Annotated in this window: 43 protein-coding genes and 1 pseudogene; 21 read left to right on the forward strand and 23 right to left on the reverse strand. The window is 69.3% G+C overall.

The window, feature by feature from the left end:
• Positions 1–101: 101 nt before the first annotated feature.
• From OG552_RS10590 to OG552_RS10615, 6 genes and pseudogenes are all read right to left on the reverse strand, one after another.
• A pseudogene (locus tag OG552_RS10590) lies at positions 102–765 on the reverse strand (DUF2637 domain-containing protein); the annotation flags it as partial.
• Between the two features lie 73 nt (positions 766–838).
• Positions 839–1,009 carry a hypothetical protein gene (locus OG552_RS10595; protein WP_329131590.1) on the reverse strand — a complete coding sequence of 57 codons (171 nt, stop codon included), beginning with the start codon at positions 1,007–1,009 and terminating at the stop codon, positions 839–841.
• A 94-nt stretch (positions 1,010–1,103) separates the two neighbouring features.
• Positions 1,104–1,409: a hypothetical protein gene (locus tag OG552_RS10600; RefSeq protein ID WP_329131592.1), complete on the reverse strand. Its 306-nt coding sequence runs from the start codon at positions 1,407–1,409 to the stop codon at positions 1,104–1,106.
• A gap of 43 nt (positions 1,410–1,452) precedes the next feature.
• Positions 1,453–1,614, reverse strand: a complete 162-nt coding sequence (locus tag OG552_RS10605; protein ID WP_329131593.1) for a hypothetical protein — start codon at positions 1,612–1,614, stop codon at positions 1,453–1,455.
• On the reverse strand, positions 1,611–1,847 hold the full coding sequence (locus tag OG552_RS10610; protein ID WP_329131595.1) for a hypothetical protein: 237 nt from the start codon (positions 1,845–1,847) through the stop codon (positions 1,611–1,613). Before OG552_RS10610 ends, OG552_RS10605 begins: the two co-directional genes overlap by 4 nt.
• Positions 1,844–2,059 (reverse strand): hypothetical protein, encoded by a 216-nt coding sequence (locus tag OG552_RS10615; RefSeq protein WP_329131597.1) that lies wholly within the window; start codon positions 2,057–2,059, stop codon positions 1,844–1,846. The genes OG552_RS10610 and OG552_RS10615 overlap by 4 nt, the downstream gene beginning before the upstream one ends.
• Positions 2,060–2,258: 199 nt before the next feature.
• Between OG552_RS10615 and OG552_RS10620 the strand changes: the two genes are divergently transcribed.
• Positions 2,259–3,074, forward strand: coding sequence for a GntR family transcriptional regulator (locus tag OG552_RS10620; RefSeq protein WP_329131600.1), 816 nt, complete (start codon positions 2,259–2,261; stop codon positions 3,072–3,074).
• A gap of 88 nt (positions 3,075–3,162) precedes the next feature.
• Positions 3,163–3,777 carry a GIY-YIG nuclease family protein gene (locus OG552_RS10625; protein WP_329131602.1) on the forward strand — a complete coding sequence of 205 codons (615 nt, stop codon included), beginning with the start codon at positions 3,163–3,165 and terminating at the stop codon, positions 3,775–3,777.
• A 173-nt stretch (positions 3,778–3,950) separates the two neighbouring features.
• On the opposite strand, the gene OG552_RS10630 is transcribed toward OG552_RS10625, so the two are convergent.
• A complete protein-coding gene (locus OG552_RS10630) occupies positions 3,951–4,142 on the reverse strand; it encodes a hypothetical protein (RefSeq protein WP_329131603.1) in 192 nt (63 codons plus the stop codon).
• 123 nt (positions 4,143–4,265) lie between these two features.
• Between OG552_RS10630 and OG552_RS10635 the strand changes: the two genes are divergently transcribed.
• From OG552_RS10635 to OG552_RS10680, 10 genes are all read left to right on the forward strand, one after another.
• Complete coding sequence (locus OG552_RS10635) at positions 4,266–4,691, forward strand: hypothetical protein (RefSeq protein ID WP_329131605.1); 426 nt, start codon at positions 4,266–4,268, stop codon at positions 4,689–4,691.
• A 58-nt stretch (positions 4,692–4,749) separates the two neighbouring features.
• Positions 4,750–5,253, forward strand: coding sequence for a hypothetical protein (locus OG552_RS10640; protein WP_329131607.1), 504 nt, complete (start codon positions 4,750–4,752; stop codon positions 5,251–5,253).
• 112 nt (positions 5,254–5,365) lie between these two features.
• Complete coding sequence (locus tag OG552_RS10645) at positions 5,366–5,587, forward strand: hypothetical protein (RefSeq protein WP_329131609.1); 222 nt, start codon at positions 5,366–5,368, stop codon at positions 5,585–5,587.
• A complete protein-coding gene (locus OG552_RS10650) occupies positions 5,584–6,198 on the forward strand; it encodes a hypothetical protein (RefSeq protein WP_329131610.1) in 615 nt (204 codons plus the stop codon). The genes OG552_RS10645 and OG552_RS10650 overlap by 4 nt, the downstream gene beginning before the upstream one ends.
• 232 nt (positions 6,199–6,430) lie before the next feature.
• On the forward strand, positions 6,431–6,595 hold the full coding sequence (locus OG552_RS10655; protein ID WP_329131612.1) for a hypothetical protein: 165 nt from the start codon (positions 6,431–6,433) through the stop codon (positions 6,593–6,595).
• Positions 6,592–6,882, forward strand: coding sequence for a hypothetical protein (locus OG552_RS10660; protein ID WP_329131613.1), 291 nt, complete (start codon positions 6,592–6,594; stop codon positions 6,880–6,882). The genes OG552_RS10655 and OG552_RS10660 overlap by 4 nt, the downstream gene beginning before the upstream one ends.
• The gene (locus tag OG552_RS10665; RefSeq protein WP_329131615.1) at positions 6,879–7,166 is read left to right on the forward strand and encodes a hypothetical protein; all 288 of its coding nucleotides are present in this window, start codon (positions 6,879–6,881) and stop codon (positions 7,164–7,166) included. Before OG552_RS10660 ends, OG552_RS10665 begins: the two co-directional genes overlap by 4 nt.
• Positions 7,163–7,366, forward strand: a complete 204-nt coding sequence (locus tag OG552_RS10670; protein WP_329131617.1) for a hypothetical protein — start codon at positions 7,163–7,165, stop codon at positions 7,364–7,366. Before OG552_RS10665 ends, OG552_RS10670 begins: the two co-directional genes overlap by 4 nt.
• Positions 7,363–7,692 (forward strand): hypothetical protein, encoded by a 330-nt coding sequence (locus OG552_RS10675; RefSeq protein ID WP_329131619.1) that lies wholly within the window; start codon positions 7,363–7,365, stop codon positions 7,690–7,692. The genes OG552_RS10670 and OG552_RS10675 overlap by 4 nt, the downstream gene beginning before the upstream one ends.
• Positions 7,689–8,090 (forward strand): hypothetical protein, encoded by a 402-nt coding sequence (locus tag OG552_RS10680; protein WP_329131621.1) that lies wholly within the window; start codon positions 7,689–7,691, stop codon positions 8,088–8,090. Before OG552_RS10675 ends, OG552_RS10680 begins: the two co-directional genes overlap by 4 nt.
• A 59-nt stretch (positions 8,091–8,149) precedes the next feature.
• Here the strand turns inward: OG552_RS10680 and OG552_RS10685 are convergent, their stop codons facing one another.
• From OG552_RS10685 to OG552_RS10735, 11 genes are all read right to left on the reverse strand, one after another.
• Entirely contained in the window at positions 8,150–8,329 is a 180-nt protein-coding gene (locus OG552_RS10685) for a DUF6011 domain-containing protein (protein ID WP_329131623.1), read from the reverse strand.
• A gap of 35 nt (positions 8,330–8,364) precedes the next feature.
• Positions 8,365–8,568, reverse strand: a complete 204-nt coding sequence (locus OG552_RS10690) for a hypothetical protein (RefSeq protein ID WP_329131625.1) — start codon at positions 8,566–8,568, stop codon at positions 8,365–8,367.
• Entirely contained in the window at positions 8,565–8,909 is a 345-nt protein-coding gene (locus OG552_RS10695) for a DUF6354 family protein (protein WP_329131627.1), read from the reverse strand. Before OG552_RS10695 ends, OG552_RS10690 begins: the two co-directional genes overlap by 4 nt.
• Positions 8,910–9,123: 214 nt before the next feature.
• Positions 9,124–9,417 (reverse strand): hypothetical protein, encoded by a 294-nt coding sequence (locus OG552_RS10700; protein ID WP_329131629.1) that lies wholly within the window; start codon positions 9,415–9,417, stop codon positions 9,124–9,126.
• Entirely contained in the window at positions 9,414–9,662 is a 249-nt protein-coding gene (locus tag OG552_RS10705; RefSeq protein WP_329131630.1) for a hypothetical protein, read from the reverse strand. The genes OG552_RS10700 and OG552_RS10705 overlap by 4 nt, the downstream gene beginning before the upstream one ends.
• A complete protein-coding gene (locus OG552_RS10710; RefSeq protein WP_329131632.1) occupies positions 9,652–10,152 on the reverse strand; it encodes a hypothetical protein in 501 nt (166 codons plus the stop codon). Before OG552_RS10710 ends, OG552_RS10705 begins: the two co-directional genes overlap by 11 nt.
• Positions 10,153–10,362: 210 nt before the next feature.
• Positions 10,363–10,641: a hypothetical protein gene (locus OG552_RS10715; protein ID WP_329131634.1), complete on the reverse strand. Its 279-nt coding sequence runs from the start codon at positions 10,639–10,641 to the stop codon at positions 10,363–10,365.
• A 31-nt stretch (positions 10,642–10,672) separates the two neighbouring features.
• Entirely contained in the window at positions 10,673–10,918 is a 246-nt protein-coding gene (locus OG552_RS10720) for a hypothetical protein (protein WP_329131636.1), read from the reverse strand.
• Between the two features lie 77 nt (positions 10,919–10,995).
• Entirely contained in the window at positions 10,996–11,337 is a 342-nt protein-coding gene (locus tag OG552_RS10725) for a hypothetical protein (protein ID WP_329131638.1), read from the reverse strand.
• An 11-nt stretch (positions 11,338–11,348) separates the two neighbouring features.
• Positions 11,349–11,663 (reverse strand): WYL domain-containing protein, encoded by a 315-nt coding sequence (locus tag OG552_RS10730; protein ID WP_329131640.1) that lies wholly within the window; start codon positions 11,661–11,663, stop codon positions 11,349–11,351.
• A gap of 33 nt (positions 11,664–11,696) precedes the next feature.
• The gene (locus OG552_RS10735) at positions 11,697–12,002 is read right to left on the reverse strand and encodes a hypothetical protein (protein WP_329131642.1); all 306 of its coding nucleotides are present in this window, start codon (positions 12,000–12,002) and stop codon (positions 11,697–11,699) included.
• 105 nt (positions 12,003–12,107) lie between these two features.
• Here OG552_RS10735 and OG552_RS10740 point away from each other — a divergent pair, with 105 nt between their 5' ends.
• From OG552_RS10740 to OG552_RS10770, 7 genes are all read left to right on the forward strand, one after another.
• Positions 12,108–12,314 carry a hypothetical protein gene (locus OG552_RS10740; RefSeq protein ID WP_329131644.1) on the forward strand — a complete coding sequence of 69 codons (207 nt, stop codon included), beginning with the start codon at positions 12,108–12,110 and terminating at the stop codon, positions 12,312–12,314.
• Positions 12,315–12,343: 29 nt separating this feature from the next.
• Positions 12,344–12,709, forward strand: a complete 366-nt coding sequence (locus OG552_RS10745; RefSeq protein WP_329131646.1) for a hypothetical protein — start codon at positions 12,344–12,346, stop codon at positions 12,707–12,709.
• Between the two features lie 3 nt (positions 12,710–12,712).
• Positions 12,713–13,093 (forward strand): DUF7736 domain-containing protein, encoded by a 381-nt coding sequence (locus OG552_RS10750; protein ID WP_329131648.1) that lies wholly within the window; start codon positions 12,713–12,715, stop codon positions 13,091–13,093.
• Between the two features lie 190 nt (positions 13,094–13,283).
• Positions 13,284–13,580 carry a hypothetical protein gene (locus OG552_RS10755; RefSeq protein ID WP_329131650.1) on the forward strand — a complete coding sequence of 99 codons (297 nt, stop codon included), beginning with the start codon at positions 13,284–13,286 and terminating at the stop codon, positions 13,578–13,580.
• Positions 13,577–13,843, forward strand: a complete 267-nt coding sequence (locus OG552_RS10760) for a DUF6221 family protein (RefSeq protein WP_329131652.1) — start codon at positions 13,577–13,579, stop codon at positions 13,841–13,843. Before OG552_RS10755 ends, OG552_RS10760 begins: the two co-directional genes overlap by 4 nt.
• A gap of 42 nt (positions 13,844–13,885) precedes the next feature.
• Entirely contained in the window at positions 13,886–14,113 is a 228-nt protein-coding gene (locus OG552_RS10765) for a hypothetical protein (protein WP_329131654.1), read from the forward strand.
• Positions 14,110–14,370, forward strand: a complete 261-nt coding sequence (locus OG552_RS10770; RefSeq protein ID WP_329131656.1) for a hypothetical protein — start codon at positions 14,110–14,112, stop codon at positions 14,368–14,370. The genes OG552_RS10765 and OG552_RS10770 overlap by 4 nt, the downstream gene beginning before the upstream one ends.
• A gap of 538 nt (positions 14,371–14,908) precedes the next feature.
• Here OG552_RS10770 and OG552_RS10775 read toward each other — a convergent pair.
• Positions 14,909–15,262, reverse strand: coding sequence for a DUF6233 domain-containing protein (locus OG552_RS10775; protein ID WP_329131658.1), 354 nt, complete (start codon positions 15,260–15,262; stop codon positions 14,909–14,911).
• Between the two features lie 26 nt (positions 15,263–15,288).
• On the reverse strand, positions 15,289–15,543 hold the full coding sequence (locus tag OG552_RS10780; protein WP_329131659.1) for a hypothetical protein: 255 nt from the start codon (positions 15,541–15,543) through the stop codon (positions 15,289–15,291).
• A gap of 520 nt (positions 15,544–16,063) precedes the next feature.
• On the opposite strand from OG552_RS10780, the gene OG552_RS10785 reads away from it, so the two are divergent.
• Positions 16,064–16,384: a hypothetical protein gene (locus tag OG552_RS10785; RefSeq protein WP_329131661.1), complete on the forward strand. Its 321-nt coding sequence runs from the start codon at positions 16,064–16,066 to the stop codon at positions 16,382–16,384.
• Positions 16,385–16,386: 2 nt separating this feature from the next.
• Positions 16,387–16,803, forward strand: coding sequence for a hypothetical protein (locus OG552_RS10790; protein ID WP_329131663.1), 417 nt, complete (start codon positions 16,387–16,389; stop codon positions 16,801–16,803).
• Positions 16,804–16,864: 61 nt separating this feature from the next.
• Here OG552_RS10790 and OG552_RS10795 read toward each other — a convergent pair whose 3' ends face one another.
• The 3 genes from OG552_RS10795 to OG552_RS10805 form a co-directional block, all read right to left on the reverse strand.
• Positions 16,865–17,056: a hypothetical protein gene (locus OG552_RS10795; protein WP_329131665.1), complete on the reverse strand. Its 192-nt coding sequence runs from the start codon at positions 17,054–17,056 to the stop codon at positions 16,865–16,867.
• 61 nt (positions 17,057–17,117) lie between these two features.
• Positions 17,118–17,651, reverse strand: a complete 534-nt coding sequence (locus OG552_RS10800; RefSeq protein ID WP_329131666.1) for an NUDIX hydrolase — start codon at positions 17,649–17,651, stop codon at positions 17,118–17,120.
• Positions 17,652–17,704: 53 nt separating this feature from the next.
• Positions 17,705–19,039, reverse strand: coding sequence for a transcriptional regulator (locus OG552_RS10805; protein ID WP_329131667.1), 1,335 nt, complete (start codon positions 19,037–19,039; stop codon positions 17,705–17,707).
• Positions 19,040–19,087: the final 48 nt, after the last annotated feature.

The following is a 19,087-nucleotide window of genomic DNA, read 5'->3' on the forward strand; positions in this document are numbered from 1 at the left end:
GTCCGTGGCGATCTCTGCCGTCACGGGAGCGGCGGGGCGTGGCGCCACAGCGGGGACGGGGAGGATCCCCTTCGGGCCCGCGCAGATCGCCACCGTGGCGGTCGCCGAAGTCTTAAGCGGAACCCCGTACTTCGTCAGCCGCAGCGGAATCATGGCGCCGACGGGAGCCTTCGCCCGCCAGTTCCGCCCATACTTGGCGCGCAGCCGCACCCGGTACACGAGGCGGTCCTGCTCGCGCCGGATGACTTCCTCGTAACTGCGCAGTTCCCACAACTTCATCCGCCGCCACAGCCGGAACGTCGGCGCCGGGGCAAGCAGCCAGCGGGTGATCCGGACGGGTTCGATGTGCTTGTCGGCGGTGATGTCGGCGATGCGGCCGACAGCGTGCCGGCTGGCTTCGACGATGACGATGAACAGCACCGGAATCGCTGCGTGCATGCCAACGCCGAGAGGGCGGGGCCACGCCGACGCGGCGTTGAACGCGATCGTCGCCGCGGTCAGTAGCCAGGCGACCTGTCGGAGCAGCGGGAAGGGGATGCGCTTCCAGGTGAGGAGCATGTCGAGTGCGAGGAGGACGACGATCCCGGCGTCGATGCCGATGGGGAAGATGTCGGAGAACCAGCCGAAGCCCTGCTCGCGGGCGAGGTCGCGGACTGCCTTGTAGGAGCCGACGAAGCCGATCCCGGCGATGATCGCGGCGCCGACGGCGGCTATGCCCGCGAGCGTCTTCTGTGCTCGGGGCTTGGTGTCGGGGCGGCTGGTCATCGGTGGACTCTTCTCTGCGGGTTGGTGGCCGGGCTGGCGGGTGGTGGTCGCCGCCGGCCCGGCGGCTGGGGGGTTAGACCTCGTCGATGGGGGTGCGGATGGTGCCGTCGTCGTCGGGCTCGGGCTCGGTGGTGCGGGGCATGGTGTGCTCCTGGTCGTAGTCGCGGGTGGGGTAGAACGGTTGGTCGTGTTGGGGGCAGAGGAGCTGCGGGTCGCCGCAGTCACTGACCGGGTGGGGGATCATTCGTCGTCGGGCTCTTCACGGACCGGGGTGGGGTTGAGCCACTCCTGGGCGTCCTCGTAGTCGCGGGCGGCTTGGGCGAGTTCCTCTTCGGCGGTCACCGCCACCACCCGCGTTTCTTCGGCTGCGGAGCGCTGGCGATGGCGTCATGCCGTTCGGCCTCGGCCTGGTATCGGGCGGCCCGGTCGTAGTTCTGGTCACGGCTCGCGGCGTACTGGGCTGCCGCATCGGGGTCGTATCCGCGCCGGCCCTCGCGTCCGATGGCCCACACGGCGTTGTCGTCCCGCTGGGCCTGGTCGTATGCCTTGGCGGCGGCTTCACGGGATCGCTGGGCGGCGGCCCCGGCTTGGCGGCGGGCGTATTGCTGCTCCGGGGTTTCCATGTCCCGGGCCCGGCGGCTCATCGTGGCTCCCCATGGTTGACGTTGTGCGGGCGGCCCGGGGCGGTCATGGTTTCCGCCCGTGGGTGTGGGGTGTGGCGGTGATGGTCTGGGGGGTGGTGGTGTTGCGGCCTGCGTAGTCGTCGGCGGCTGCCTGGACGGTGGCGGGTTCGGCGAGCACCGTGGACGGCTGGAGCGGCGGGCGCGGGTCCTTGGATGCGGTGGTCACCACTGCTCCCCGGGGATGCGTCCGTCGCGGTAGGTCGCGGAGTCCTCGCGGGCTTCGTTGGCGTGCTGCTGGTGGAACTTGCTCATCGCTTCGTATTGGGCCCGGACCTCGGGTCGGGTCTCGGTGGCCAACGCCTCCTCGGCGTCGCGGGCGGCCTCATCGAAGCGGCTGGCGGCCTTGTCGGAGTGGACGGCGTATGCCTCTAACTCGGCGCGGGACGGACGGCGGCTCATGCGGCGTGCTCGGCGATCTCGCGGCGGGCGTTCTCGGTGTACTGCCGGTCACGCAGCAGGTACGCGAGTTCCGTCTCCAGCCGCAGCACAGTCCGCGACGGGCACACGTGGTTGGGGCCCAGGTTGCCGTTGCACTCGGGGCAGATGCCCCAGTTCGCCGACGGGCGGATGTAGGACGCGGCACGATGCGCGGCAACATCCGCCGGCGACATGTCGGAGATTCCGGGTGACGGAACGTGCTGCCTTAGCGCAGGGGCGTTACTCTGTGGCACAGACCTGCCCTCCTTGATCAGGGGTCGGGTGGGTTAGGCCCCGGTCGGCGTTCCAGCGCCGTGTGACCGGGGCCGTTCCTTTGAACAAGCAGAAGGCTACCCTATGGCAGCCTCCCTGCACTATAGTAAGGGAAACGAAATGAGCCAAAGCCGCCGAGAGGAGCCATCAGTGCCGCGTGTTGGGTACCGGGACATCGCGGAACGCATCCGCGATGCCATCGAGGCAGGAACCCTGCCGCCCGGCACCGAACTGGGCACCAGCAAGGAGATCGCCAAGGAACACAACGTCGCCCCCGGCACAGCCCTCCAAGCCCTCCGACAGTTGGCAACGGACGGCTTCGTCACCCTCCAGCCCAAGAAGAAAGCCATCGTCCGGGAGCGCCCCGAGGCGCGGATCATCGTCCGCGACAGGCACGCCTACCGCGACGAGATCGGCTACTTCTTCGACCAGAACGCAAAGCAGTGGAGGGCCGTAGGAACGCCGCACCTCGGGCTTGCGGTCGCACCGCAGCACATCGCCGACATGCTCGGCATCGAACGCGGCTCAACCGTCATCATTCGGGACCGCGCCATGGGGCCGACGGACACCAACAAGCCACTGCAGATGTCAACCAGCTACATTCCCGTACCCCTGGCGTCCGACATTCCGCCCCTCGGCGAGGCCAACAGCGGCCCTGGTGGAATCTACGACCGCATCGAAGAGCACTTCCGATCGCCGCTCCAATGGCGGGAGACCATCTCGTCGCGGCTCCCCAACGCAGACGAACAGCGCCGGCTTGGCGTGCACTCGTCCGCTCCCTTGCTCGTGGTCACCCGGGAGTCCCGGGTGCGATCGGGTGCGGGGGAAGTGATCGCCGAGGTGAATGAGACGCGTATGGCTGCCGAGCGGTTCGCGGTTTCGTACACCGTCGAGAGAGACGAGTCGGCTCGCTGGCCACGAGAGGACCGGCCCTGAGCGGACAAGCAGAAGGCCGGACGGTGGCAACCGTCCGGCCGTTGCCGGTACGAGACCCGACCGCTTCAAGATGGGAGACCTTGACCAAATGCTGATTCACATACCGGATGACGCCGAAGCAGCAGCAAGCGCTCGGGCTGCCATCGTGGCGGACGAGAGACTCACCTACGGAGCGGTGGGGCTCTTACTCGTCATCTTGGATCACGCTCCGAAGTGGGAGGTCTCGGTAGGCGGCCTGATGGAACGGGCACGAGATCGACGTGGTGACGAGGGTGAAGGGTTGGGTGCTTTGCGCCCGATGCTCGATGAGCTTTACGACCACGGCTACCTCGTGCGCACTGGGCGCAGAGTCGGCGGCAAGCTCGTTCAGAACTATGAGGCGTTCGCGATTCCGGAAGGCTCTGAAGAAGCGAGGGTGCACCCGGACCAAGTTGTCTACGTGATTGGGCAGCATGGGTCGGGAGTGGTGAAGATCGGCACAACGTCTAGCCTCCGCGCGAGGTTGCGCACCATCCAAACCGGGTCCCCGGTTCGACTGGAAGTGCTGTGGAGTTGCGCTGGCGGAAGGCATCTCGAAGCGTATCTGCATGACGCTTTCAGCCCGCTGCGCCTTGAAGGCGAATGGTTCAACTTCGGTCAATACAACCCCGTTGGCTCCGCCCAACGGACGGTTGAGCAGGCCCATCTGATGGGCGTCAGGTAGACGTTCCGATCGTGCACTTCGCAACGCCGACCCCACGACCAACACCATCCCGCACTGCGGGGACTGGGACTGCGACCCCGTTACCCGGATCCGGGACGACGGGACCGGTGGCGAGCCAGCGCGGTGCAAGAAGTGCCACCCCAGCATGCGGTTCTGACGGGTGGTCGGCGCGGCTATCCCGGTTCTTCGGCCTCTTGCTGCGCCTGTTCTCGCTGCTTCTTCTTCAGCCAGTCGTGGAGGGCTTCGATGACGATGTCGCCGTAGGGGCGGTCTTCGGCTTCGACGTACTTCATGACCTCGGCCCATAGCGGCACGGGCGGCCGGAAGCTCTTGCCTGGCGTCTGGCCGGTCTTGGGGCGGGCCATGAGGTGCCTCCTAGGTATGTGTATTACAGGAACACCCTCCCATCTGGGCGAGTGGGTTGACAAGCGGACGTGGCGGGCGCATTCTTGTATTACAGAAACCAGCAGCAGCCAGGGGAGACGGAAATGAACGCGACGGACATGTGGACCACCGCCATCGAGATGGACGAACTGGCGACGCAGCGGACCGTCGCGTGGCACGCCAAGCACCCGGACAGCACCGTCGGTGGCGAACAGACCTACGACGTGGTGGCCACTCGGGACTTCGCCACCCACTGCCGCACTGCCGCGCTGATCGCCACCGTGGACGGCCCCGTCGCCACTATGGAGGGCTGGATCCTGGCGCCGCACCCGCTGATGGTCCGCTGCACCCGATTCGCCGTCTCCGTCACCACCCAGTCGCAGCGGCACTTCGCCGCCGAGGTGGATGACCTTCCGGGGACCGCTGCCGCTCTGTTGCGTATCGCCGCCGAGGCCGCGCTCGCCTGTACCAGCCAGAGCGGCCACTGCGACGACTGCGCCAAGTGGGCTTCGTCCATCCCGGCCGCCTGACTCACCCCGCCCGCCCCAACCCGGGGCGGGCCACCGCTCCCGCCCGAGGAGGGCCGCAATGCTCACGTCCGCTCAGCGTGCTGCGATGATGATCAGCCGCTACGCCGACAGCGCCGACCCGGATCGGCGGACGTCCACGGCCGACGCCCGCATCGCCTACTGCCTGGCGCGCGGCGTGGACATGGACGACATCGACCCGGCCTCCGGCTACGACCGCTCCCGCCGCGCCTACGAGAGCGTGCGCGCGTCCTGGGTCTGGAACATCAAGATGCACGGTTTCTCGGACTTCTACGGCGACGGCGACCGGATCGCCGCCGCCCAAGCCAGTTGGGCGGCACACCGGCCCGGCTTCACCGCCGGCGACGACTGGCTCGCGGACGCGGAGAAGGCCCACCGCGCCTACTGGGAACAGCCCGAGCGGTCCTGTTCCAACCCGCACTGCGACTTCCACCCCAGCGACGACCACGCCGAACTGTTGCGGGTCATCGCTGAGATGGAAGCGGAAGACGCCGCCGGGCCGGCCGACCTCGGTCCGGGGGTGCAGGGCTCGCTGTTCGACTAGCCCCAACCCCCGCCCCTGCCTGCGCTTTTCCTCCTGCGCGTCCACGCAACTGGGTGGCGATCATGGGGAGTTGGCGAGAGAATGAACCTACACAAACTGGGAGATTTCGATCATGCGGCTGCGCATCATCACCGACCACGACCACGCCTTCGGAACCCGCGTCGTCCTGTCCAACTCCGCTGGCGTCGAGGTCTCCCTCGCCGCCCATGACACCGGCGACGACCGCGACCCGACCGCGCTCCTCGACTGCGAACTGCCGGAGTTGACCAGCCTCAGCATCACCGGCGAGATCAGCCATGTCGGCGGCTATGACGCCGAGGCGGACACCCGATGACCGCCCGCGACGATGGTCGTGCCGCCGCCCAGGCGATGCTGCGTACCGATCCGCTGTCGAAGGACAGCATCGACCTGATCGCTGACCGAGTGATGGACGCCTACGCGCCGGGGCATCGGGAAGAGGTGATCGCCGAGGCTGCTGCCGCGCTCCAGGCCGTCATCGACCGCAACGCCCGGTACGCACACCGAAGCCAGAGCCACGTCGCCCTCTGCGGCGCCCGGGAGATCGTGCTCGGGCTGCTCAGCGAGCCCGCCGCCAACAACTCGACCGCTGAGACTGCAACGCATCCCCGCTGCGCTCACTGCGGCGAGCCGTTCGGCGATGTCACCGTCCTCACCACCCCCGGTGGGGCGAACCGGGACGACTACGTCTGGCACGCAGGCCGGCCGCTGTGCGCTGCGGCGGCGATGGCGCATCGTGAGCTCATCAACGAACTCGGGTACATCATTCCGCCGATGCCCGTGCTGGACCCGAATCGGCCGGACGCGTGCTCGGAGCCGCCGTGCAAGGACTCCGAGATCTGCGCCAAGCACGAACTGGCCGCCGAGCATGCGGAGGGCGATCACCGCTACTGCGGTCCGGAGTGTGGCGGCGGGGAGGCGTTGTGATCACCGACCACTGGTTCCGCGAAGGCCCGGTGCGGCCGGACGGCTCCGACGGCTACTGGATCTGCGCCCGGTGCGGTGGCCACCGCGGCTACCACATCCAGGTCGAAGGCGACTGGCGGAAGCCCCTCCACGCCTTCGTTCCTCAGCGTCACTCGCCCGTTCGGTGCCGCCCGTGTGGCAGGCGACAGCGGCACACAACGCACACCCCGCTGTGGTGGGACCAGGTGACCTCGTGACCGCCACCCTCCCCGCGGGCCGCCATTGCCCTGTCCCGGAGCGTGACCACATGCAGCGGTGGACGCAGGCCGCCGGCTGGCACCCGTGGACCGAACCCACCGACGCCCAGCGCCTCGCCCGGATGCGGGCCCGGCGCGACCAACAACAGGAGACCCGATGACGACGGCGACGGGCAGCCGAGTACGCCTGGACACCGAACCCGAAGTCCGCGCCTTCCTCAAGCTGTGCCTCGACCCGGGCCCCGGCTTCCCGAAGCGCACCGTGGCGAAGTTGGCGAAGGTGATGCCGGACTGGCTGCGGGGGCCGCTCGCCATCCACGCTCCGGACCTTGCCGAGTTGCGCGCAGAGGCGGTTCGGCTCCGGGCTGAGGCCGAGCGGGCGGACCGCGCCTACGTCAAGGCACTCGGGGCGTGGATTGCCAAGTCGGACCAGGAGGACCCGTCGTGACGTACCGTCTGTCCGACTTCGGCACGGAGGGGTACGACCGCCTGATCGCCCTGGTCCGCGAGAACCTGACCCCGGCTGAGATCGGCGACCTGATCGGCACCCGGAGTGAGCCGTGGGAGCACGACTGGTACGCCGCCTACGCCCACAACAACCCGAAGCTGATCTCGGGGCCGATGCTGCGGCAGGCAATCGACGCCTACCTCGACTGCGGGCCCGACTCGCGCGGCCGGTCCGCCCACGACGATGACTTCGCCGCCACCACGAACAGGAGGCACGCCGGATGACCACCACCGACCCGCCGATCGCCTACCCCGCCTGCGCCAACTGTGGCCTGGAGGTTGAGGACCGGGGTCATCCGGTGGCCCGTGAGGGTGAGGGCTTCGGCTGGTACTCGAACTGGGTGCACGCCGACGGCGGGTACCAGACCTGCCACCCGCAGCAGGGCGCCAGCAGCCCCAAGGCCACGCCCCGGGAGGCGTCGTGACCGCCACCCAGGTCGCCTTGGGCGACCGTGAGGCGCCCACGACCACGACGCCGGGCACGGTCCCGGCCGGCTGCTACTGGTGGACCGACCCCGACGGCGCGCTGTGCCTCCTGCCGGGCTGTATGGCGCGGATACAGGACCCAGATGCGGAATGCATGTGCGACAAGCTGGCGGCCCGGCTGGTACGGATGGAGCGGCGCCTGCAGGAGATGCGGGAACGGGAGCGGTACGCGAACACCTGGTGGGCGGCACTCCGGGAAGCTGTTGAGGCGCACCCCGACCGGGCCGAGATCGTGGCCGACGCGCACAGAAGGGCAGGACGATGACCCCCGAGGCGGACCGCATGCTGAACCCGGAACGACCCACGGAGCGGCTGGAGGAGAAGGCGGCACGACTCGCGCTCCTCACCCCACCCGGCCCGGCACTGCGGCTGCACGAGGCGGCGGAGAAGCTGCGAGCCGCGGCGGAGGCTGCGATAGAGATCCAGAAGGTCCGGGGCCGCGCACCAGACCAATGGGCCTACGACCTGGACAACTACCTCGGCGGCCCCATCGGCGTCCTCTGCGGGCTGCTGTCGCCCGAACTGGCCCTGGATCTCGCCGACTTCCTGGACGCGACCGCTGCGGACGCTGTGCGGCAGGCGCGGATGGGCGGCAGCGAAGAGGCCGTCACCGACGGGTACCCCACGACCATGGCCCGGCGCATCCTCGGGGAGCGGGCCTGACCCCACCCGTGCCACCGCCCCGCTACCTGACTGGTGGCGGGGCGGTGTTGTTGGCCGGCTCACGCCTCGGGGAGCGTCTCCTGTTCGACCTCGAACCTGCCGGGCCCGCGCACGTCCCGCAGTCCCCGCTTGAGCGCGCAGTCGGCTCCCAGTTCCCGCAAACGCGCGTCGCGGTCCACCAGCGGGTGCCCGCACTCCCGGCAGCGGACAACGGGACGCCCCGCCGCCAGCTCGGCCATGGTGGCCAAACCGGGCAACGGGGCAGGGGCGGGGGTCAGGTCGTTGCCTCACGCCGCAACTGTTGCCGCTGGGCGCATCGGTGGTCGGGGAGCGTGACCAGGGTTTCGGCGCGCATCAGGTGACCGCAGTCGTCGCAGCGGGCGAAGCCAGTGCAGTCCCACAGTTCGTCGGCCGTTGCGCCTGTGGCTTCCATGTCCAGGTAGGCGCCCCGGTTCGGGTTGGTGAGACGCGCGCTCACGGGGTGGCCTCGCGGTAGCCGAGCGCGTCCCAGGCGGCCTGGGCGTAGTCGCGCGGGGTGGCGCCTGCACGGTGTGCGCCGTTCATCGCCTTGAGCAGGGCCGTGTACCGGGGGTCGATTGCCAACGTCGGTGCTTCATCCAGCAGTTCGTACTTCGCCGGGCTCCGCAACGCCTGCGGCCGGATGCGGACTACTCGTCCGGTCGTCCCGTGGAGGTCGTGTTCGACCAGGCATTCGGCGCGGCCGTCCGGCCCGATGGCCGTGACGCGCAACCGGCGGTCGCGCTGGATCATGTCGACGGCCAGATCTCGATACAACTGCTGCTCGCGGATGGTGCGCACGTCTCTCTCCTTGCTGCGGGGTGTCGGCGGCGGTCGGTTCAGCGGATGTCCCAGGTGCGGGCGGCCCGGACGTCCGCTGTGGTGACCTTGTGGGGCGCGAGCCGGGAGTTGACCGGACAGCCGGGGTCGCACGTTGGGACGCACGGACAGGCGGCGCATCCGGGGCACCACGCCGTATCAGGGCAGTCGTTCAGGCAGGTATTGGCGGGCATGGTCACGGGGTGGCCTCCGGGTCGATGAGGTCGGCGGCGGTGTCTGCGTCCTCGTGCATGTAGAACGGTGACCGGTACAGCGGCAGGCCATCCTCGTCCACCGCGAGGCGCTTGCTGCCCTCCCTGCCCCACACCCGAAGCGCCTGCTCGGCCAGCTGGTGGGCGTGCTCGGCGAAGACCGCTTCGAGCAGCCACACCTGCTGCGCCTGATCCGTGCAGCCCCAGTGCAGATGCTCCACCAGGTGCTGCAACGGCAGGAGGTTGGCGTGTTCGGTTCGGTCGCAGGACGCGCTCACTGGATCTCCTCGGGTCGGTGATGGGCCGGGTCGTCGGGGCGCTGCGTGGCGCAGTCGGGCTGGTGCCAGTAGCCAACGCCCGCGTGGACTTCCGCGTCGCACGTGCACCGTGGCGCGTCGGCGCACGGCCACGGCTTCCCGCAGGCGCACAGCTTCCCGCCGTTCGGGTACGACTCGATGTCGTCCCGCCGGTAGTGCCAGACGCGCCGCGCACTCCAGGGCGGCTTGGGCTTCTCACGGGCCATGACGGTCTCCTTGCTGGTGGAAGGCGGGGCGGGGCGGGGTCAGGAGTCCCAGCCGGCGGGCATGTGGGCGGTCACGATGTCCGTAAGCGCGGTCCATGACCTGTTCGAGAGGCAGCGGGCCGATCGTGAGCCGGGCGCTCTCCCTGAGCCTGGGCGACTGCGGAACATACAGCGGCCCCATCGTCCAGGTGCGCCGCCGGTACCCCCAGTCGCCGGGGCCGTACTTGTGGAACGTCAACCCGTTGGCGCCGCCGTCGATGTCAAAAGGCCGTTCGGCGAGCCGCGCCTTGTACGACTCGGTGTACCAGGAGTCGATGTAGTAGCGCAGGCAGGAGGCGAGTTGCCGGGCCTCGGTGCTGTCCGGGCGGACGGCGCTCTCCTTGTCGAAGGCGACGATGTAGTTCCAGTCGGCCCATGCGGACGCAACGGGGATGCGCAGCGTGGTCAGCGGGTCGTCCCGGTCCGCGTCGTAGGGCCAAGCGGTGCTCACGTGGTGCTCCTTGCTGTGGTCGGGTTGGCGCCCGGGGTGGGCTGGGGTTGGCCGGCGGGTGCGAGTGCCCGGCTGACGGCGGTGAGTGCCCGAACCTCAGCCAGCTCCTCCGCACACAGGGCACACCCGGGGGTGAGCCCGTCATGACCATGCCCCCAACGCAGGTGAACGCCAGCCAAGGCGGCACGGAGTTGGGCAGTGGTCACGGCGTCAGGTGATCTGCTCGGTGCGGGCCGCATACAGCGCCTCACGGTGCTGCTCCATGGCCTCCTCACGGGTCATCGCCCGTTCGCTGGACGCCCCGATCACATAGGGCCCGAAGGTGCGCCCCTCGTGCTCGTGCCCGGGAAGTACTTTCCCCTGGTGGCGCTTGTCGGGGTGCTCGTCGAAGACCACGGTGTCGTAGTAGTTGCGGCGGATCTTCACGGTGGAGACGAGGAGGTTCCTCGCTGCGTCCTTCACCGGGCTCTGACGGATGATCTCGGTCACGGTGGTCTCCTTACTAGGTGGTGGGCGGGGGTCAGGCGAGTTCGTCTTTGGGCAGCAGTTTGGCGATCTCGCGCATCCCATCCAGGGTGGCGGCCTGCTGCAGGAGGAGGGTGGCGCGCTGGGCGAGCTGGAAGGCACCGCCCGCGTGGCCGCCGGTCCTCAGGGAGCGGGCGAGATCCGTCGCCGCGGCGGCGAGCCGGTCAGCATCAGTCGCGAGGCTGTCGATCTTGTCCGCGATGTCCCGGTCGACTATCTGTCGGGCGAGGCTGTCGGTCACGGTGGTCTCCTTGCTCGGGTGGCGGGCGGGGGTTATGCGGGTACCGGCCGCACGGTGGCGGCCGGGTCGGGGATGGGTCAGCAGAAGTCGAGTTCGCAGAACTCGACGCCCTCGGCGTCGACGTGGTACCCGGGCCGCGCATCGTAGGGACGCCTGATCCGCGCCTGCTTCGACCAACCCCGGGAGTCGACGCGCTCCCTGATGGTCTCCTCCATCTCGTCCGGACTCGCCTCCAGGCCGTGCTCGGCGCGGATGATGACGCCGGGCCGACGGAGGAAGTCCATCCACGCTGCCAACGACGTCAAGCCCAGCTCGGGCAGCGACTGCATCAGGAAGCGGCTGGAGACGGCGTACTGGCCGATGTGCAGGCCTTCGGGGTCGGTGATGCCGGGGCCGAACGCGTAGTAGTTGACGGACATGGTGCGCCTCCTCAGGCAGCGAGCTGGATGCGGTCGGTGCGGAAGGTGCGCTTCTCGCCGCGCAGGTGGTCGTGGGCGGTGACGGTGATGTCCCCGGCGGCGGTCGGCTGGAGCGACTGGGGCTGCACGTCCCGCACGGTGGTCACGCCGTCGCGGTCCCGGTAGGCGATCCGCACGGTGGCGCCCTGGTCGATGGCCCGGTAGAGGCGGACGAGGAGCCCGAAGCGTGCCCCGCGCACGGCGGTGACCAGGTGCCGGCTGGTGTGGAGTGCGGCGGTGATGCTGCGGCGGATGGTACGAAGCGTGCGGCGGGCGGTGCGGGTCACGGTGACTCCCCTGGTGGTGGGTGTTGGTGCGGGTCAGGAGAGGGCGTCGGTGAAGTCGACGTTGTTGCCGTTCCACCGGGTGAGCCAGTCCAGGCCGTACCGGATCTCGCGGCGGGTGATTACCGGGGTGAGTTCGTACACGCTGCCAGCGGCGTCGCGCCCGCTCGGGGTGAGCACGATGTGACCGCCTTCGTCTTCGGTTGCGGTCAGCCAGCACGGGACGATCCGCTGCCACCAGGCCAGGGAGCGGGGGAACTCGGACCCGGGCTTTATGCGGGCGGCGATCTCGTCGCTGATGCGGATCTTTGCCTGGTCGATCACGATGCGGTCGGTGCTCATTGCGGGCCCCTCGGTGCGGTGTGTATATGCACACCGTAGCCGTTGTGCATATACACGGCAACCCCTATGGTGGAACTCATGCATATACACCTCTACGCTGGCCCTATGGCCAAGCAGAACACCGAGGGGCACACGCCCCTTCGCCCGCTGCGCATCCCCGATGACGAGTGGAACCCACTCGGTGAAGCCGTCGGCGAGCGCAACCGGACGCGCCTCATCCGGGACTTCATCGCCTGGTACCTACGGCGCCCCGGTGCGAAGCTCCCCGTGCGTCCGACTACCACCCGCGAAGACAAGGGGGCCGCCGAGTGACCGCCGACGATCAGCGCACGTGGAGGTCGGTGTCCGACTCCGGATGCGGCAGTGAGCGGTACCAGCAGCAGATGGGCTTCCAGGTCGACCCGTGGGACCTGGACGACTGCACCGAGTGCGAGCTGTGCGGTGGCTGCGCAACGCACTTCTGCTACCGCAATGAGAAGTCGTCCGCGCTGCACATGGACTGGTTCATTGCGTTCGCGTCACCCGGCGGGCCGGAGTGCGGCAGCATCGGTCGGCCGCCACGCCTTCCGCACGCCGAGGGCAAGGAGCGCCCCTGCCAACTCACCGCCGACCACAAGGGCAAGCACCGCTCCCGCATGGGATGGTCCTGGGCCGCCGGACGCTTCCCCAAAACAGCCCCCACCCCGCCCGCCCCCGAGGAGAGCTGAGCCATGCCTGAGACCCGCACCTTCCCCCTCGCTGACGTCCTGTCCGTGACCACGCCGCTGCTGCTGTCCGCGCGGAAGGTGGACGGCCTCACGGATCTCCTGGACTGGATGACCGGCGACCGGCTGGAACTGTGGCAGCTGCCCCGCGCGGCCGATGAGGCTCGGCCCGTGCTGATCGAACAGCACCCGTTCCTCGCCGACCTCCAGCCCCCGGCCGGACTTGGCCTGATCGCGCTTCATGCCTGGCTCGTGACCGCGATCATCAAGCAGGGGGGCAACCTGACCATCAGCCCCCTCACCAACTGGGTGCACCAGGATCCGATACAGGAGTTCATGGACCGCGTCGAACTGGCCAAGCTCGGTACTACCGGAGGCACCCCGTGACCTTCCGCCCGTACCCATCGCCGGCCCATGCGCGCCACCAGTTGGCCCGGCATGCGCGCCCAGGTGTGCCGCCGTTGGTGTTGCCGCGGTGGCCCGGGAGGCCATGGCGGCGCTCGTGGCCGCGTTCGGCGGGGCCAACCCGGCCCTGCCCTACCTCGTACCCGTCGCCCGCACCAAGGAGGACTGAGCCGTGACCGTGACCGAACCTGACGCCGCATCCGAGTTCCACTGTCCCGGCGCCCGGTGTGAGGACTGCACCCCCGAGGAGGACTGCTGCGAGGCGACCTGCGGCGTCTGCCCTCGGGTGACGGAGCACGACCTGTGCTGGCTCCACACTGGGTCGGAGGACGACAGCAAGTACTGCTCGGAGCACGGTGAGGGATGGCTGGGTGATGAGACCCGTGAGGGGTGGCGGCGCTGGCTGCGGTACGACATGGACCAGATCGCCGCACGCCAAGCCCATGCCTCGACGGGAGGCGGCGCGTGACCGACCTGATCGAGTTCCTGATGGCCCGCCTGGACGAGCGGGAGGAGGATGACGCCTGGCGCACCGCCGACTTCAAGGCCAAGTACCGGATCATCCAGGAGCTGGAGAGTGCGGAGATCTCGCTCCGCAACACCGAGCCCGGCACGGCTGTCCACGAGTTGATGACCGGGGCCGTGAACATCTACCGGCGCGTGGTACGTCTGCTCGCGTCCGCCTTCGCCGAACACCCCGACTACAGGCCCGAGTGGGCGCACAAAGTCTGATCTACGCCGGCCGTGTTCGCCCGCACCAAGGAGGACTAAACGATGCCTGACCCCGATGCCCCGGCATGCGGCGCCGAGCTGCACCACGCCCACGGAACATCCGTGTGTGACCTGCCAGACGGGCACGACGGGCAGCATGAGGCATGGTGCGACAGCTGCTACGAGGGCGCCGGCTACACGGACCCCAGCGACCGCCTGGCCTGGGACCACAACGGGGAGAACTGGCTCACACCAGCCGCCACCCCGTCCAACCCAGGGAGCGGGGAATGAGCACCGAGAAGCCTGAGCCCGGCCCCGATGACCTGTGGCGCCACCTGTTGGCGGTCCTGGGGCTGGCGACGGGTGCCGCGTTGGCGGTGCCGTTCATCCTGGTCCTGCTGGGCATCGCCCTGGCAGCGCTCGGGGTGGGCGTGCTGATCGTCTGCATGCTGTGGGTGGTGTGGTGGCCCGGCGGGTTCTTCGCCGGGATCATCCTGGCGACGCTCGTGATCGGCGGAATCATGTCCATCCTCAGAAACGACAACTAGGGAGCTGGGTGTGAGCGAGGGCATGGACGTGATAGCTGCCGCTCTGGGGCTTGTTCCTGCCCCGGCGACCCCGGCGGAGTACGAGGCGCAGGCCGGCATCCCGCCGACTTTGACCGCGCCCCCGCCCCGGTTCCTCACCTACGACGCGTACCGGGCCGCAACCCCGCTGCGGGAGGTCCGGGCATGGTGCGGGCTCAAGGCAAAGCGCGCGAACCGGGTGCGGCTGATGAGTGGCCGCCCAGAGGAGCGAATCACCACCGACGACGTGTACGGCATCCTGCACGCCGCCCGAGGCCGGTGCTCGCACTGCGGGTCACTGGCAGTGGAAGGGCGCCCCAGTGGACCCGGTGACCAGGAAGCCGGCGCCGTGGGGGCATGTGGGCCGCCGCATCGGGAGCCTGGACCACATCGTGGCCCGGTTCGCCGGGGGCCCGAACACGGTGCCGAACCTGCGGTGGGCATGCCACTGGTGCAACACGTGGCCGAGCGAACGGACCCCGGGGGCAACGGATCACGGGGCGATCCGGTAGCCGCCCCGTCAGGGTTGGGGGTCACAGATTTGGCAGGGGATGGCCCCGGCAGCCAGGGCGGCCCTGGCCTGGTCCTGGGTGACCGTTTGCCCGGGTGGGCGGGTGGTCACGTACCAGCAGCGGTTGGCGCGGTGGACCTCATCGGGGGCGTCACCGTGGCGGTGCAGAGGCGCCACCACCCAGCGGGCAGCAGGCTCGGGTCGGGGCGCCGGCTTCTCGTCGGCCGGGCGCACGTTCGCGGCGGGAATGGTCACGGCCACCTCCGCCACCCACCCGTTGTCCGTGCGCTGCCACCCAAGGAGCCGCCCGGCGACCACACCGGGCAGGGTCACCGTCACAGGGCGGGGCAGTGGATCGGACATAGGTTCGATCTTAAGCACCCCGGGGGCTACGCCTCGCGTGCGGCGTCCCGGAGTCGCCACTGCTGCGCGACCGCCTCGAACGGGGTACCCCGGCGGGCCTCCTGCAACGCGAACACCGCATCGAGCTCAGCCTGCCGGGCCGCCACAAGCCGGGCCTGATCCTCCGGCGGCCAGTCCGCCACACGCCCCGGGGGAGCGGACGCCGCGGTCACCTCCGCCTGCGCGGCAAGCACAGCACGTTGCAGGTCCAACAGGTGTCCGGGGATCGGTTCGTCAGCCACGGGGCGAGCCTACGACCCGGGGGCCGGGACTCCGTACCCCGTGTCTCACCTGGGTGTCAGACTGCCCGCTGGTGGTGCGCGCCGCCCGTGCTGGCTGTTGGCCGGCCAATCGCGCGCCGATGTCTCTGCCGCCCACCCGGAGGCAGGGGCGTCGCGCTGTCAGTGCGGCGTGCCACACTGGCCCTGACGTGTCCATGGGCGCGCAGCATCGCCCGGGAGGATGCGCCAAAGATCCCGAGGCCGCGAGACCCCCCGCAAAGGGTCAGCATCGGTCTGTGCTGCGCGGCCAACGCACTCAGCTCCCACACAGGGGTGACGCACAGGGATGGGATCCGGTCCCAGCCTACGGGCCGTAGCACCGGGAGGCTCCCGCCAGCCTGAACGGCGGGCCCTGTCGCCCCGACCGCGAAAGAACGCCCCGGTTTCGGCCGGGGCGTTCTGCTGTCTGGGGGCGTGGCGGATTCGCGCCATCCTAGCCATCAACCCTTGCCGCACATCCTTGGGTTGCTACCTTGGAAGCATGCCAAGCAACGACAAGCCCCGCCTCATCCCCACCGGCAACTGCTGGTGCGGCTGCGGCAACGAGATCGGCATCGGCAAGTTCTTCGCCTCCGGCCACGACAAGACCGCCGAAGCCGCCTACATGGCCGTCCACCACGAAGCGTCCGTCGCCCGCCTCCTCGCCGACACCGGGTTCGCGCCCGGCGGCAAGGAGACCATCCGGGAAGCCGCCCTCGACCGTGGCGGCTGGAACCTGTGCCCGCGCGGCTGCGACTACGCCGGGGCGCCCGCCAGCATCACCAAGCACCTGCGGACCTACCCGAACTGCAAGGGAGACTGACCATGCGCCTACGTCAAGCCCACGCCATCCTCGAAGCCGGTACGGCCCTGATGGCCAACGGCTTCGAGCTGCACCCGTTCGACTACGACAACCCGGGCCTGGTTGATTACGTCTCGGACGACTACCTGACCGGCTACGCCGAGTTCCACGACCCGGACCACCCGCGCGACCACACCCGCACGTACAACATCGACCTCAAGCCCGGTCCCGACGACGACACGATCGAGGTCTACCTCCTGTTCGGCTACGGGGCCGATGCCCCGTGCCTGCTCTACTCCAAGGCGCGCGTCGCCCCGGCGGACAGAGACGACTTGGAGTTCCGAGGGCGTGTCGGGACCGAGATCGCCGAGCGGGTCGCCGAAGAGGTTCGCAAGAACGAGCAGCCCTACCGGGACGAGTACGAGCGCCGTACCGCCTGACCTGCTAAGCAGCGATGCCCCGACCGAGGAAAGCGGCCGGGGCATCTGCACGTCAGCGTACCTACGCCGCGTCCCGCTCCCGCGCCACTGCCAGCCACTCGGCATACAGCTCGGCCAGCCGCACCTGGTCCGCATCCGTCAGCGGGGCCCGGTCGGCAAGCTCGTGGATCTCGGCGTTGACGGCCTCCGGCGACCGGGTCGCCGCCACCGGACGCGGGCGCGCGACAGCGCAGGTACACGGCGGTGGGGGCATGATCCAAGCCTAGTGGCGCAGAGGTCACGCACGTAACAGGCGCGGGGCGGACGGCATATGCCTACCGGCAGCGCATGTGATGCAGCAGCAGAAGCGCCGCCACCGCATTCGCCGAACGGATCTCGCCCCTGCCCAGGAGTGTCGGCACATCGCCCAGCGGAACCCACTCCCGGCGGTCCGACTCGAAATCGTCCTCGGGGTACCCGACGTACTCAGCCGTCTCCGACCAGTACACGTGATGCCGGGCGTCAGACAGGCCGTTCGACGGTTCCACGGTCAGCAGATGCTGCAGAGCACCCGGACGCCACCCGGTCTCTTCCAGCATTTCGCGGGCGGCTGCGGCTTCGATGTCTTCGCCGTCCTCAACGACACCGGCCGCCAACTCCCACCCCCAGGTGTCGGTGATGAACCGGTGACGCCACAGCAGCAGCACCTCATCCCGCTCGTTCACGGCGGTAGCCAGGGCGACCGGACGCTGCCGGATCAGATAGTGGTCAAGGTGACGGCCATCGGGCAATTCAACATCCGCGAGGTTCACCCGCAGCCAGGGGTTCTCGTACACCGTCTTCTCGCCGAGGTTCTTCCACACCGACACCGCGCCGCTCCCGTCCTGGACTCGTAGACGGGGACGCTACCCGAGCCGCACCCCTACAAGGGAACAGACAACGAGGCGTCGATCTGCTCGACCACGTCCACGCCGACCGCCGAACCGTTGTCAGCGAGCATCCCCCGCAAACGAACGAAACGGTCCCGCAGACGCTGCGACTCCTGACCGCGGGCGAGCTCCAACGCGTCCAGGGTGTGGGCGGCGGCCAATTCGGCCTCCCCGCGCCCGAGGTCGGCGGTCGCCAGTGTCGCCAGACGGTGGATGCTGCCGCGGGCATGCGCCCCGGCCCGCACCGCCTCCGCCGCATAGTCCTGCGCCGGAGCGAAATCCCGGAGGCTGATAAGCGTCTCAGCCAGCTGCGCCTCGACCAGGCCCGGCTGGACGTAGCCGAGCTCCGCTGGTTCCTCGGTGGGCCGGATGCGGGACGCGGCTTCCTCGGCTGCGGTCATACACCGGTGGGCACCCGCCTGGTCGCCCATGCGTGAGAACGCCTTGGCCTGCATCGCATACAGGTCAGTGGCCAGGGCAGGGGAGATCGCCCCGCCGGCCGCGCGAATCCCGGCCTCGGCGAACGCGACGGCCTGCCGGTAGTCCTTCATGAACAGGCACTGGTTCACCAGGAGCGCCATCACGTACCCGCCGAACGCCCTGTCCCCGGATGCTTTCGCGAGGCGCAGCGCCTGGTGGAAGTACCGCTGGGCCAGGCCTTGCCGGTTGGAGTCGTAGGAGCAGATCCCGGCGACGGCCACCAGGCCGCCGGTCGCCCGGTGCAGCTCACGGCCGGTCGTGTTGGTGTAGGCGCCGCGCACGAGGGGGGCGGTCTGCTCGGCGAGGAATTTCACGATGCGCCCACGGGTGGCGACGCCGCCGGCCTGCCGGTACATCGCCTCGTAGTGCAGGCGCGCCGAGCGCAGGACCTCGATGTCGGTGCGGCCGACGCGCATCGTGCCGGGGCGGGATACGTCGAGGTCGTCGGGCGGGTTCTCCCACTCCCACACGGGTCCGATCGCGGGCAGGCCGGTGATGAGAGGGGTCTGTTCCACGTCTGCACGGTGCTGCCTGTCCCCGCGCCAGAGGGCGGTGGACCTCTCGATGAACCCTGCGAGGGGGGCGGCTGGCGTCGTGGGGGACGCGGGACCCATGCCGATGTCGGCGAGGGAGATGGGTCTTCCGAGGCGTTCGGAGAGGATGTCGCAGATCAAGTTGGGGGTGATACCGCGCGGGCGGGCCCCGGACAGCCACCGGATGACTGCGGTGTGGTCGTAGCGCATGGGTTTCCCGCGGGCGTGGCCGGCTTGGTTGATGCGTGCGGCCAGCCCTTTGCGGGACATGCCGGCCTCGTCGAGCAGGGCGTCGAGGAGGGTGTTGGGCTCCATGCGTTCCTCACATCACTCTCAGTGCCGTGAGCGTAGCCAACTCCCATT

Source organism: Streptomyces sp. NBC_01476 (assembly GCF_036227265.1).
In the GTDB taxonomy this organism is placed as follows: Bacteria; Actinomycetota; Actinomycetes; order Streptomycetales; family Streptomycetaceae; genus Actinacidiphila.

Bases quoted from the DNA above. Each gene is read 5' to 3' on its own strand.
- OG552_RS10595 (WP_329131590.1), bottom strand. From the start codon at position 1,009: ATGATCCCCCACCCGGTCAGTGACTGCGGCGACCCGCAGCTCCTCTGC.
- OG552_RS10600 (WP_329131592.1), bottom strand. From the start codon at position 1,409: ATGAGCCGCCGGGCCCGGGACATGGAAACCCCGGAGCAGCAATACGCC.
- OG552_RS10610 (WP_329131595.1), bottom strand. From the start codon at position 1,847: ATGAGCCGCCGTCCGTCCCGCGCCGAGTTAGAGGCATACGCCGTCCAC.
- OG552_RS10615 (WP_329131597.1), bottom strand. From the start codon at position 2,059: ATGTCGCCGGCGGATGTTGCCGCGCATCGTGCCGCGTCCTACATCCGC.
- OG552_RS10620 (WP_329131600.1), top strand. From the start codon at position 2,259: ATGAGCCAAAGCCGCCGAGAGGAGCCATCAGTGCCGCGTGTTGGGTAC.
- OG552_RS10625 (WP_329131602.1), top strand. From the start codon at position 3,163: ATGCTGATTCACATACCGGATGACGCCGAAGCAGCAGCAAGCGCTCGG.
- OG552_RS10630 (WP_329131603.1), bottom strand. From the start codon at position 4,142: ATGGCCCGCCCCAAGACCGGCCAGACGCCAGGCAAGAGCTTCCGGCCG.
- OG552_RS10635 (WP_329131605.1), top strand. From the start codon at position 4,266: ATGAACGCGACGGACATGTGGACCACCGCCATCGAGATGGACGAACTG.
- OG552_RS10640 (WP_329131607.1), top strand. From the start codon at position 4,750: ATGCTCACGTCCGCTCAGCGTGCTGCGATGATGATCAGCCGCTACGCC.
- OG552_RS10645 (WP_329131609.1), top strand. From the start codon at position 5,366: ATGCGGCTGCGCATCATCACCGACCACGACCACGCCTTCGGAACCCGC.
- OG552_RS10650 (WP_329131610.1), top strand. From the start codon at position 5,584: ATGACCGCCCGCGACGATGGTCGTGCCGCCGCCCAGGCGATGCTGCGT.
- OG552_RS10660 (WP_329131613.1), top strand. From the start codon at position 6,592: ATGACGACGGCGACGGGCAGCCGAGTACGCCTGGACACCGAACCCGAA.
- OG552_RS10670 (WP_329131617.1), top strand. From the start codon at position 7,163: ATGACCACCACCGACCCGCCGATCGCCTACCCCGCCTGCGCCAACTGT.
- OG552_RS10680 (WP_329131621.1), top strand. From the start codon at position 7,689: ATGACCCCCGAGGCGGACCGCATGCTGAACCCGGAACGACCCACGGAG.
- OG552_RS10685 (WP_329131623.1), bottom strand. From the start codon at position 8,329: ATGGCCGAGCTGGCGGCGGGGCGTCCCGTTGTCCGCTGCCGGGAGTGC.
- OG552_RS10705 (WP_329131630.1), bottom strand. From the start codon at position 9,662: ATGGCCCGTGAGAAGCCCAAGCCGCCCTGGAGTGCGCGGCGCGTCTGG.
- OG552_RS10725 (WP_329131638.1), bottom strand. From the start codon at position 11,337: ATGTCCGTCAACTACTACGCGTTCGGCCCCGGCATCACCGACCCCGAA.
- OG552_RS10735 (WP_329131642.1), bottom strand. From the start codon at position 12,002: ATGAGCACCGACCGCATCGTGATCGACCAGGCAAAGATCCGCATCAGC.
- OG552_RS10740 (WP_329131644.1), top strand. From the start codon at position 12,108: ATGGCCAAGCAGAACACCGAGGGGCACACGCCCCTTCGCCCGCTGCGC.
- OG552_RS10750 (WP_329131648.1), top strand. From the start codon at position 12,713: ATGCCTGAGACCCGCACCTTCCCCCTCGCTGACGTCCTGTCCGTGACC.
- OG552_RS10765 (WP_329131654.1), top strand. From the start codon at position 13,886: ATGCCTGACCCCGATGCCCCGGCATGCGGCGCCGAGCTGCACCACGCC.
- OG552_RS10770 (WP_329131656.1), top strand. From the start codon at position 14,110: ATGAGCACCGAGAAGCCTGAGCCCGGCCCCGATGACCTGTGGCGCCAC.
- OG552_RS10775 (WP_329131658.1), bottom strand. From the start codon at position 15,262: ATGTCCGATCCACTGCCCCGCCCTGTGACGGTGACCCTGCCCGGTGTG.
- OG552_RS10785 (WP_329131661.1), top strand. From the start codon at position 16,064: ATGCCAAGCAACGACAAGCCCCGCCTCATCCCCACCGGCAACTGCTGG.
- OG552_RS10790 (WP_329131663.1), top strand. From the start codon at position 16,387: ATGCGCCTACGTCAAGCCCACGCCATCCTCGAAGCCGGTACGGCCCTG.
- OG552_RS10795 (WP_329131665.1), bottom strand. From the start codon at position 17,056: ATGCCCCCACCGCCGTGTACCTGCGCTGTCGCGCGCCCGCGTCCGGTG.
- OG552_RS10805 (WP_329131667.1), bottom strand. From the start codon at position 19,039: ATGGAGCCCAACACCCTCCTCGACGCCCTGCTCGACGAGGCCGGCATG.